The sequence below is a fragment of the Leptospira borgpetersenii serovar Javanica genome, assembly GCF_003046425.1.
Taxonomy (GTDB): domain Bacteria; phylum Spirochaetota; class Leptospiria; order Leptospirales; family Leptospiraceae; genus Leptospira; species Leptospira borgpetersenii.
Map to the genome: position 1 here is coordinate 197,501 of NZ_QAJG01000003.1, position 10,000 is coordinate 207,500.

13 protein-coding genes (2 of these 13 cut by a window edge) are annotated in these 10,000 nt (G+C 40.8%); 6 read left to right on the forward strand and 7 right to left on the reverse strand.

All coding sequences use genetic code 11. The features are described 5' to 3' along the window. Positions 1-179 carry the 5' portion of a glycosyltransferase gene (locus CLV95_RS03775; RefSeq protein ID WP_002731348.1) on the reverse strand. Its footprint begins 922 nt before the window's first position, so the window shows 179 of its 1,101 coding nt (coding positions 1-179); its start codon is at positions 177-179; its stop codon lies beyond the left edge, outside the window. Between the two features lie 46 nt (positions 180-225). Between CLV95_RS03775 and CLV95_RS03780 the strand changes: the two genes are divergently transcribed. Both CLV95_RS03780 and ygiD read left to right on the forward strand, forming a co-directional pair. Continuing rightward, positions 226-429, forward strand: coding sequence for a hypothetical protein (locus CLV95_RS03780; RefSeq protein WP_002731327.1), 204 nt, complete (start codon positions 226-228; stop codon positions 427-429). 186 nt (positions 430-615) lie between these two features. Further along, on the forward strand, positions 616-1,389 hold the full coding sequence (gene ygiD / locus CLV95_RS03785) for a 4,5-DOPA-extradiol-dioxygenase (protein WP_002723854.1): 774 nt from the start codon (positions 616-618) through the stop codon (positions 1,387-1,389). A gap of 103 nt (positions 1,390-1,492) precedes the next feature. Here ygiD and CLV95_RS03795 read toward each other — a convergent pair whose 3' ends face one another. From CLV95_RS03795 to CLV95_RS03810, 4 genes are all read right to left on the reverse strand, one after another. Beyond that, positions 1,493-3,004, reverse strand: a complete 1,512-nt coding sequence (locus CLV95_RS03795) for an HTTM domain-containing protein (protein WP_002732336.1) — start codon at positions 3,002-3,004, stop codon at positions 1,493-1,495. After that, positions 2,961-3,944: a DNA-processing protein DprA gene (dprA, locus tag CLV95_RS03800; protein ID WP_002732338.1), complete on the reverse strand. Its 984-nt coding sequence runs from the start codon at positions 3,942-3,944 to the stop codon at positions 2,961-2,963. The genes CLV95_RS03795 and dprA overlap by 44 nt, the downstream gene beginning before the upstream one ends. Next, on the reverse strand, positions 3,941-4,969 hold the full coding sequence (locus CLV95_RS03805; RefSeq protein ID WP_002732581.1) for a tetratricopeptide repeat protein: 1,029 nt from the start codon (positions 4,967-4,969) through the stop codon (positions 3,941-3,943). Before CLV95_RS03805 ends, dprA begins: the two co-directional genes overlap by 4 nt. Before the next feature lie 143 nt (positions 4,970-5,112). Further along, positions 5,113-5,460, reverse strand: coding sequence for a DoxX family protein (locus tag CLV95_RS03810; RefSeq protein ID WP_002732763.1), 348 nt, complete (start codon positions 5,458-5,460; stop codon positions 5,113-5,115). Between the two features lie 139 nt (positions 5,461-5,599). Between CLV95_RS03810 and CLV95_RS03815 the strand changes: the two genes are divergently transcribed. From CLV95_RS03815 to CLV95_RS19230, 4 genes are all read left to right on the forward strand, one after another. Then, on the forward strand, positions 5,600-6,049 hold the full coding sequence (locus CLV95_RS03815; RefSeq protein WP_002723912.1) for a GNAT family N-acetyltransferase: 450 nt from the start codon (positions 5,600-5,602) through the stop codon (positions 6,047-6,049). 221 nt (positions 6,050-6,270) lie between these two features. Continuing rightward, positions 6,271-7,314 (forward strand): hypothetical protein, encoded by a 1,044-nt coding sequence (locus CLV95_RS03825; RefSeq protein WP_002732292.1) that lies wholly within the window; start codon positions 6,271-6,273, stop codon positions 7,312-7,314. A 49-nt stretch (positions 7,315-7,363) separates the two neighbouring features. Next, positions 7,364-8,107, forward strand: coding sequence for an LIC_13076 family protein (locus CLV95_RS03830; protein WP_002732735.1), 744 nt, complete (start codon positions 7,364-7,366; stop codon positions 8,105-8,107). A 373-nt stretch (positions 8,108-8,480) separates the two neighbouring features. Further along, complete coding sequence (locus CLV95_RS19230; RefSeq protein ID WP_002732567.1) at positions 8,481-8,594, forward strand: DUF433 domain-containing protein; 114 nt, start codon at positions 8,481-8,483, stop codon at positions 8,592-8,594. A gap of 68 nt (positions 8,595-8,662) precedes the next feature. On the opposite strand, the gene ispF is transcribed toward CLV95_RS19230, so the two are convergent. Further along, positions 8,663-9,148 carry a 2-C-methyl-D-erythritol 2,4-cyclodiphosphate synthase gene (gene ispF, locus CLV95_RS03840; protein ID WP_002723853.1) on the reverse strand — a complete coding sequence of 162 codons (486 nt, stop codon included), beginning with the start codon at positions 9,146-9,148 and terminating at the stop codon, positions 8,663-8,665. 488 nt (positions 9,149-9,636) lie between these two features. Further along, a protein-coding gene (locus CLV95_RS03850; protein ID WP_002732417.1) for a tetratricopeptide repeat protein crosses the window boundary here: on the reverse strand, positions 9,637-10,000 show its 3' end. It continues 749 nt past the right edge of the window; the window shows 364 of its 1,113 coding nt (coding positions 750-1,113); the start codon falls outside the window, past its right edge — the gene reads right to left on this strand; the stop codon is at positions 9,637-9,639.

The following is a 10,000-nucleotide window of genomic DNA, read 5'->3' on the forward strand; positions in this document are numbered from 1 at the left end:
GGAAGACTATTTGTAAACGCCGTAGTGATTTTTCTTTGTTCGATTCGTGAACTCAATTTTCCGGGAGCATAAAATAACGTAAAAAGATCGGCGGATGGATAAATTTTTAAGAGAGAGTCTAAAACCAGTTCTCCCCCTCTCATTCCGTTCAGCCAATCGTGAATAATGGCAACTTTCATGCAGTTATCTTCGACAGATTTGAGAGTTTTCCTCAGATGACTGCGAATGTTTCTTGAACCGGTGATCGTTATTGGACTTAGAGCCGGTCTCAAAACCTCCAAAATGTGGGAACTCCCACGAAAGCTTGACAATAATAAAACCTATTCGAAGGCCGATGATCGTCAAAGGGGAGAGAACTTTTCATTTTATGAAAAATTCAAAATGAATATTTCTGTAGAGGTTTTAAGACCGGCTCTTACACAATTATAATCATAATTCCGATTTGCAAAAATGTTTTCGATAGAAAAGAAAGGTCCAAAATGGAAATGTGAAATACAATAGAGGTGCCCCAAAATTAACTCTCCGTCCGCTTCCGTTTATAAAACGATCGATTGAAGCGGTTTTGTCCATCTGAACTTTTTCAACAACTCTAATAAGGAAAGGAAATTTCTCTTTATGACAAATCCAGTTTTATTTTTTGGACACGGCTCTCCAATGAACCTCGTAACTCCGTCCGACTTCACTCGGAACCTGAAGGAATTTGGTGCAACACTTCAGGCTGTGAAAAATATACTCGTCGTTTCCGCGCATTGGAAAACGAGAGGAACTTACGTGACCACCTCTGATCCACCGAAACAGATTTATGATTTTTACGGATTTCCTCCCGAATTATACGAGATTCAATATCGACCTTCCGGATCCCCGGAACTCGCCGAAAAGATCCAGAATTCGCTCAAAACCGTAAACGCTCAACCTACACAAGAATGGGGACTCGATCATGGGAGTTGGGGAGTATTGTGTTTCCTATTTCAAAAAGCAAATATCCCCGTACTTCAATTGAGCCTCGATACGAACTTAAGCCCCGAAAAACAATACGAGATCGGAAAAGAATTACGACCACTCCGAGAGGAGGGAACCTTAATCTTAGGAAGCGGAAACATCGTTCACAATCTGCAAAAAGCCGATTTTTACGATATGAATGCGACACCTACGGATTGGGCGATCGAGTTCGATGAGTTCATACGACAAATGCTGGAATCCAGAAACGATAAAGAGATTTTAGACTTTCAAAAAAAAGGAGACATCGCAACGTTCTCAGTGCCTACCACGGAACATTTGGAACCGATTTTTTACGTTTTAGGCGCGATGAAACCCGAAGAAAAAGTGAAGTTCATTCATCATAGTTTTCAGAATCGAACCGTATCCATGCGGTCTTTTACTTCGATTTAAAAAAATGCGAGTTCAACGTAAGACTGTCCGTCCGTTTCTGTTTTATAAAAACAGTCGATTGAAGCAGTTTCGTTTATCTGAACTATGGAATTTTTCAACAACTCTATTCTTCGTCTCCGGAGAAAACCCATTCTTTATTGAGCAAAGAATTGGAAACCTTCATCAAATCCCTCTCAGGATCAATCAGTACTTGACTTTTCCTTCCATTTAAGGAAACCATAACATCCGCATATACTGAAACTTCTTGAGCGGTTCTTTCCTTCTCATTTTTACCGACCCAATGAGCGAATTGCAAAATCAAATCCGGTTGATAACTCATCATAATCCTCTGGATTTCGCTTAGGTGAGATTCCGGAAGAACTACGTTGGTTTCTCCAGTTTGCTGGTTCACCACTCTGAAAGAAGCAATCCCGTTCTTTTGAACCAACATGATCTGCCAAGAAAATCGAAAACCCTGCTCCGTCCAAAGATGATTTCCCGGATATAAAAAATGTCTCAGAGGAAATAGAGACTGAAAAAAAACGTAAAAAATCCAAAAATAACGAAGAATACGATCCGATAAAATAAAATCGAACTTTTTTCTCAGCATCTCAACTTTATAAAAAACGAACTTTTCCGAAATGGAGGACTTAGATTCTAAAAAAAATAAATAAGATTCGATAAAAGCCAAAACTGATTTCCTAAAATGAATCGGGAAACGGGTCCACAAAAAATGAAAAATGTTCTCTCGATCCGGGAGCATACTTCTGGATTTCAGAAATTGAAACAAATCTATTGGCCAAGTCGGGGAGAAAAACAAAGTGGCGTTCAAAATCATCACCCAAGGAAACATTCCGATCGGAAACAATTTCCAAGTCAAAAAATGAAATATTAGAACTAAAGAATATCCCAACATTCTCGTCTTGCGGAATAATAATAGGAAAGGAACCGAGAGATCAAACATCAAACCGGCATAGCTAAAAAAGTATCCCGTAGCCGACATGGAAAGAATCGGACCGAAAATCGGGATATCCGAATTACGAAGAAGCCAGATTCGCACCGGTTGCGCGTCGAAAAGCCAGTCCGGAACCAATTTACCGATCCCTCCGAAAAAATAAACCGCTCCAATCTGAAATCTAAGTATATAAAGGCTCCATTGCGGAATCGGATCTACGTTCTGAATCGACCCACTTTTGAATATTCTAAAAATATGAAATAGATTTAAAGCCCTATCCGCCGGAACCCAAATCAAAATAAAAAGCAATAGACAAATAAGATAGTAATGATTGAGATAAACCGCAACCTCGAGAAAATTGATGTACGTAAAAATCAGAAAAAAACAAAAAACGGAAATTCTATAAAAAATCCCCAAAGAGATAAAAACGGCAAAAAAAAGAAGCGAAACAAAAAGAGGGTACAAAACCCAACCGGGAAGAACTCCGATCCAGGAAAAGCCGTAAAATTTGAAGTGAAAATTTGGATCCAAAAAATATCTAGAAATCCAACCGTTTGCAAAATAACGAAATACTAATATAAAAAGCAGAATACCGAATATAACTCTATAAAGTCCCAGCGACCAAGCGGGAACCGGCTTAGAGGCCCGGAAGAATAGGTTGGAAAAAAGTTTTTTTCGCATAATAACCGGAACCGATCGATTTCCACTCGCCAGAAAAGCGTTTCTCGGAAAGTTCTGCAAGCATTCCCGGAATTTTCGATTGGGAATCCGGCAAAAGATGATTCATATGAAAAACTTCCTTCATCCCAAAAGAGATAGTATTCAGATCCAAACTTTCCGCCCCATCTCGAATTAGAATTTCCCCTCCTTGATTTTTCGTCTGACGCGGATCGGAAAAGATAAAAATATTTCTGTTTTGTTCCAGTGCATTGTGCGCCGATGAGATTGCGCCCGATTTTTCAGGAGCTTCCATAATAAAAACGGAATTACACATTCCGGTCACGATTCGATTCCGTTTTGGAAACGTATATTTCAAAATCTTTTGGCCGGGAGGATATTCCGTCAAAATCAAAGTTCGTTTCGCATACTTCATTCTTTGATAGAGTTTTCTGTTTTCGAAAGGATATTCCGTTTCCGGTCCGGTTCCCATAACTCCGATAACCGCTAACTCTTCGTCTAAAGCCGCATTCATACTCGTTGCGTCGATTCCTTTGGCAAAACCGGAAACGACCCCCGAAAAGCCGGTTCCCTTCAAATAGTAAGGAATCAACTCAGCCGCATAACAGGAAATCGGAGAAGGATTTCTAGTACCGACAACTGCCGCAAAGGATAAATCTAAAATATTCAAATTTCCTTTATAAAACAAAATCAACGGAGGATCGTATATTTCCTTTAAAAGAGAAGGATATTCCGGATCAAAAAAAGAAAGAACCGAAAATCCGGTCTTTTTTAAATCGCTCGAAATCTTTTCCGAGGCATACAAAGCCCCCCGTAAAACGGAAGAAGGAAGAAAACGTTCCAAATATGCGTTCAAATTCGCCAAAGAATTCAATTTTTTGAATATTCCATTCTTCGAACAGAATTTGGATACGTAGGAATCTACGAGAATGAGAGGATTCATTCCGCCTTCAAGGAACTTTCTTCGATCTTTTTCAGGTTTTGAAGTACGTTTTGATACGAATCGTTCTTTTCAAGACCGCCTCGAACGAGACCGGCGTCGTTCAATTCCTCGATCGTTTTTTTGACTTTCAAATATTCTTCCTTGGAATCTTCCGTCCTACCGAGACGATACAGGAAGTTGGCTTTGGCAAAACGGGCTGGAACATTTTTATATTCTTTTTTGATGATATCATCCAGAATTCGAAGAGCTTTGTCCTGATCGTGAAAACCGGCCGACACACCTTCCCAGGAAGAATCCGACATGGAAGAATCGAAATAGATGAGAGCGAGTTGAAACGGAAATCTCGAATCACGAGGATCTTGAATTGCTAGATGAGTGAAAAGATCGATCGCGATCTGCCTTCTTACGGTCTCCCAACCTCTGTCTTTCGAAGCGTTCGCATAAGCGAGAGCTGTTTCGAATAAGAGTTGTTGATCGACCGGTTTTAGAAGAAGTGCTTTTTCAAAAAATGGAATCGCAGGTTCAAAAAAATGAAGTTCCGCACCTACGATTTCCACTTTTTTTCCTTCGTTGTTTTCTTTCAACGCTTGGTTGTAAAATTTGACTCCCATATCGTAGTCGCCGATTTTCATATAACCCTGGGCAATTTTCCAACTGAGGGCACCTGCGGATCTTGTCTTTTGAGCCATTGAAGAAATTTTCTTTTCCAACTCTACGATCTCCGCTTCCTCCATCGCAAGTCTCTCTTTCCACGCTTCCAGATCTTCCACAGTCGGAGGCCGATCTCCCCGATTTTGAAACCCAAAATTTTTGGATCTTTCACAGGATACAAAAACGAATAAGAACAACAAGAGAAGAATCCGTTTCCATGGAAAATCGAAATCCATATCTTTGAATTCAACACGGTGAATGGATTTGCAGAAAACCGAATTCTTAGAACTGGATTGGAGATTTCCAAAGTTTTTATAAAAGAAAATTTGAATTCTTAGTAAAGTTAAGATCAAATGCAGAATATTTTGAAACATACGATTTCCTAGGATAGAATCGACCTTTTCTATGAGTATCGGTCTCCCCTAATGGATGCGGTTTTAGAAATGGAAACTGCAGTTTGAATTTTCGAAAAAAAGAAAAAAAGCGGAGTTTTTCCCCGCCTTTTAGAGAAAAAAAATCAGTTTTTCTCGGTTCCTGCAATCAAAAGAGCGGCTCCTAAAAGAGAAACATCTTTCAAAAGTGCGATTGTGGAAGCCTGATTTCCAGCCGCCGCACCCGGAAGATGCACCAAAACCACAAAAATTCCCAAAAGAACCGCAAGAAGAACGGTCGCCAAATATGTCTTAATCCCGGTAATCACAGAAACCGAAGCCGCAATCAAGGCCAACCCGGTTACATAAACCCAAACGATCGGAAAAGGAATATAAGAAGGAACGATCCCTGTCATCGCTGGACCTGAAATGAAGTGAAATAATCCGAAAATCGCAAAGGGAACCGCATATACAATTTTACCTATTTTTTTCATATTAACTCCTCAATTCATATTCTTCAGAGAAGAATTTCCGAAATCAGTCATTCTATCTGAAAGTCAGGTATCGAATCCTGATTGAATATTGAACTTCAGCAACTATAATTTGACCAAAAAATAAAGTGGGTTTCCCGTTTTGGATATAAAAGTTCTCAATAAAACCGATCTGGATTGGCTCTTTGCCTTGGAAGAAAATTGTTTCGGTAGTCACGCCTGGACAAAAGAAATGTTATACTCTCACCTTCGAGAGTTTTCAGGGATCGGTTCGACTGATCTTTGTTACATTCTCTATAAACTCGCGGGTGACGAGATAGAAATCTATCGAATCGCGGTGTATTCCCGTCAGAGAAGACAAGGAAAGGGAAAAAAGCTTTTGGAGCATCTTCTAAATTTCGAAAAGGACAAAACGTTTTTTCTGGAAGTCGATTCTACAAATTCTCCAGCAATCGCTTTGTATGAATCCTGCGGATTCCAAAGAATTCATATAAGAAAACATTATTATGAAAACGGTTCGGATGCATTGATTTACAAAAAAGCTCCGATAGACGTTTTTGAGAATTTCAGTTTTAATGTACCAGATCCGTGAAATTACAAGTCTCCTTAATTTTTTCGGCAAAATCTGGAGTTTCATAAACTTACAAAACTGGCCGGACCTTAGGAGTGCGTTTTATACCGTATTCAAAAATCCTAAACGAAGTCCGTTTAATGATCCCATGAAATTTTTTTATTATGCGTTTGTTAGAAACTCTTTTTTAGCTGAAAGTTATTTCCAATCGGTATACACTATTTTTAGTGGAAAATTTTAGTATGAGAAGAATTCTTCGAACTATTTTGCCCCTTTTTGTCTGCGGATTTTTTCTGAACTGTTTTTTAAATCCTCTTTCTAAACTCGTCACTGATACCGTTTTTCCCACGAAAGAAGACTGCCAGAACTGCGAAGAACAACTTCTTCTTGCGGTCTCTGGCGTTTCACAACCTAGCGTTTTACAGCCTCGCGCCGATGGAATCCAAATGTTCGCTTTAGATCTTTCCGTGTCCTTTCCATTTCATTGCACCGCAGGAATTTGCGCGGGAGGAATCACCGAGAACCAACCCGCGTCCACGGTTAACGTTGCGGTTCCCAACGGAACCGATCTCACCGCCTTAAAGCCTAACTTCTTGATTCCGGAAAATTCCAAACTGGAAGTGAACGGAGAAACGCAGGTTTCGGGAACATCGGTTCAGAATTTTACCAACCCCGTGAGCTACAAGTTTACGGATTCCAAAGGAGCGACTCAAAGTTATACCGTGACGGTGAATCCAGTTCCTCCGGAAGATAGAGTAAACGGAACCGTTTTATTTCCGACAGGAGATCTTTGGACGAAATGTTCTTATGGTCAGGTTTGGAGACCGGGTTTCAACGATTGTAAGGGTAAGGGAAACGAAAGCGACAATTACGGAGCAAATACTGACATCGTCTTCTGCGATACTGCCGACGCTTCTTGCGACATCTACGGAAACGCTGCGTTTCAAAACGCGTGTTTCGAAATGCAGCAAATATTATCACCTCCTAATATTCCTATGAATGTATTGAGAGCCGGGGATTTCAACCGACTAAGCGCCCTGGTTCTATGCAATGGTTTCTTCAAAGGGCCTGCCTGTGGAACCGCGGACCAGTGTCTCGGAAATTCCGGAACCACCGTCAACGAGAACCTGTTTCCACAAACCGTAAACGGTTACTATTGGACTTCATCCATTTGCTCCGCCTCGAACATGCAGGTGATTCAATTCGGCGGAGTGAGCAACACAACCGTCCAGGCAAAAAATGGTAAGGGCAAGGCTTTGCGTTGTACGTACAATACCTTCTCATGATCCGCTTTCAAACAGTAAAATTCCCGTTTCGCTCGAGGTGCGGTTTTATATGAAATCTAGATTTTACGTTTTGTCTTTCTATTCTATTCTGATCCTATTTGCAAACTGCAAGATTGATCAAAGAGTCAGCACTGATAAAAGTCATCGGACCGTTTTAGCTTCCGTTGATACGAACTGCCAGGTCGTCTCCGTCGAACCCTTGTATTCTTTCCTGTTCGGTTTACTTCCCGTGTTTCGTCAAGTCGAACCCGAGCCAGGACCAGGAAAAACGTTACGCGTCACAGAAATTACAAACTGGAAGGATTATGTAGTAACCGCGTTAGGCGGTTGGGCGATCACTTTGGTTCGCCGGACGAGAACGATCGAATTTTGTGAGGAAAACTTATACGCCAGCAATTGGAATCCCGAAAAGATTTCCATCGATCAGACCTTGTATCAGATGGCCGTATCCGGTAAGATCGTCGTCCATTTGAAATTGGGAGATCCTTTGACCCAGGTAAGAATCGTAGGTTTTGATGAATCCTCCGTGGAGATTGAAATCGTGATTCCCGATCCTCAAGGTGGAGTGATGGATCGGGCTTTTTTACGGGATGGTTCCATTTTGGACGGTAAGCAGATCGGACAGGACGACAAGGAAGTGATCATGGAAAGCCTGGAAGGGAAAAAAATTACGATCGCCAAGTCGACCCTTCATAAGATCGACATGCGGGTTCCGAAAACGATTAAAGAAAAAAAGAATATTCTAAAATCCGAAATCTCCAGGATCGCATTCGAGAATTCGGCGAATAAGTAGCGTGTAATATCGAAGAACCTTTGTTTTGTTCCACTTCCCTCTTGTAAGTTTTACGACCAAGGGAAGTTTTTTATTGATCTCTTTTTAAAATCGCGAATTCATCGAAAAGCAAGTTCCCGATGAATTCGAAGCTTTTGAAAAAAATCACCGTAAATTCACGTGAGTTCGGCGTAAGAAAGTTTGGGCGAATCGCTCGCGAATTTCAGAGATAAAATAGCTCGCGACCGCGCTTTTCGCTCCAATTCCTTCGGAATTTCCACTACAATCGCTTTCGCATTTTGTTATATCGAACTCACGTTAAATTCCGAAATATGCATGTATCCGAGGGCTCCGGATTCGGGTTATCGACATACTAGAACTCTTTTCCAACAAGTTGTCGCACGAACAAATCTTAGAGGAAATGTCGGATTTGGAGCCGGACGATTTTAAGGCGAGTTTACTGTACGCTTCTATGAAAATTGATCACGCCGCGGTGCTTGCCGATTGATTCTATGGTTTGACACACAGCTATCCCCAAAGCTTGCAAAGTGAATGTACGAAGATGCAAATCGAACTCTATAAATTCTTAACCAAAAGAATCGTACAAAACGTACCTATCCCTTCCTGACGACCCAAAGCTCCCATTTTTTCGGTGGTGGTAGCCTTGACGGAAACGCAGTCCACCGGAAGATCCAACAAGCTACATAAAGATTTCTTAATTTTCTCTTTGAGAGGCGCAATTTTGGGTTTTTCTCCGATCACTGTACAATCCACGTTGACAAGTTGAAAATTTCTTTCCTTCATCAGTTCCAAACATTTCGCGAGAATGATCTTGCTATCGATGTTCTTCAATTTCGGATCGGTATCGGGAAAATACTGACCGATGTCCCCCAAAGCCAAAGCTCCTAAAATCGCATCAGAGATCGCATGCAAAATAATGTCCGCATCGGAATGCCCTACAAGCGCGACCTCGGACTCACATTCGACCCCGCCCAAAACCAAGGGCCTGTTTGGATTGACCTCCAGTCTGTGAAAGTCGATTCCGTTCCCGATTCTATACATTCTAATATTCCTAAATTCTAATGTTGCATTCTACGCTCAAGAGTTCTCCTTTGCCAAGCTTTGTGGGTCTTTAAAAAGCAATCTATTTTTGCAACCCAAATAATTGTTCCGACAAACGATAGGCAATTGAAATTGCGAGAATTTCCTGCAAATTCTAATCCTTTTACAAAAAGAAGGAGTTCCTATATTCCGCAATGTTTGAAATAGAACGGATTTTTGAAAATAAAATAGGAGTTCCTACTTCTTACGAATCCGGCATATAAAATTTTCCGACTCCGGAGATCGTTTTTCATCCTTTGATCTCGTTTCAAAAACGTCCCAATATTCCCAATTTACAAGTTTTTCCTCTTTGCATAGCAACATCGACTTTCTTCTTGATCCTGTAAAACTTGTCTCAAGTAGAAATATAATTTGGAGTAGAATTTGATACGTTTTATATCCGAGGTTTTTGTCTAAATCCACAGCCCAAAGCAAATTTTACCGCGTTTCTACTTCGTATCGATTCGATTCAAAAAAACGTCCACGATATTTTGTTTCCATCTCAGTTCTTTTATCAGATAGGCTGCATTGGCGAGATTTTGGTGGAGTTCTATCGATCTTTTTTTATTCCGTTTCGCCTCGTCCCGCTCCGAAAAATGAAAATTACAAATCGATAAACCGGCATATGTTTCCCCCAAAAGAAAAGGTCCCGAAGGATTCAACTCGATCGATCGTAGGAAATATTTTTTTGCCAAAGTGTAATCTCCTTTTTGAAGATGGAGGTATCCCAGATTGTTGACTGGATAAGCGAACGTGGGATTTAATTCCGCCGCTTTTTGAAAATGAGAAAGCGCTTTTTCCGTCTTACCGTCG

What these genes read in the sequence shown, in the direction of transcription:
- CLV95_RS03780 (WP_002731327.1), top strand. Translation starts at nt 226, where the DNA reads ATGTTTCTTGAACCGGTGATCGTTATTGGACTTAGAGCCGGTCTCAAA.
- ygiD (WP_002723854.1), top strand. Translation starts at nt 616, where the DNA reads ATGACAAATCCAGTTTTATTTTTTGGACACGGCTCTCCAATGAACCTC.
- CLV95_RS03795 (WP_002732336.1), bottom strand. Translation starts at nt 3,004, where the DNA reads ATGCGAAAAAAACTTTTTTCCAACCTATTCTTCCGGGCCTCTAAGCCG.
- dprA (WP_002732338.1), bottom strand. Translation starts at nt 3,944, where the DNA reads ATGAATCCTCTCATTCTCGTAGATTCCTACGTATCCAAATTCTGTTCG.
- CLV95_RS03805 (WP_002732581.1), bottom strand. Translation starts at nt 4,969, where the DNA reads ATGTTTCAAAATATTCTGCATTTGATCTTAACTTTACTAAGAATTCAA.
- CLV95_RS03810 (WP_002732763.1), bottom strand. Translation starts at nt 5,460, where the DNA reads ATGAAAAAAATAGGTAAAATTGTATATGCGGTTCCCTTTGCGATTTTC.
- CLV95_RS03825 (WP_002732292.1), top strand. Translation starts at nt 6,271, where the DNA reads ATGAGAAGAATTCTTCGAACTATTTTGCCCCTTTTTGTCTGCGGATTT.
- CLV95_RS03830 (WP_002732735.1), top strand. Translation starts at nt 7,364, where the DNA reads ATGAAATCTAGATTTTACGTTTTGTCTTTCTATTCTATTCTGATCCTA.
- ispF (WP_002723853.1), bottom strand. Translation starts at nt 9,148, where the DNA reads ATGTATAGAATCGGGAACGGAATCGACTTTCACAGACTGGAGGTCAAT.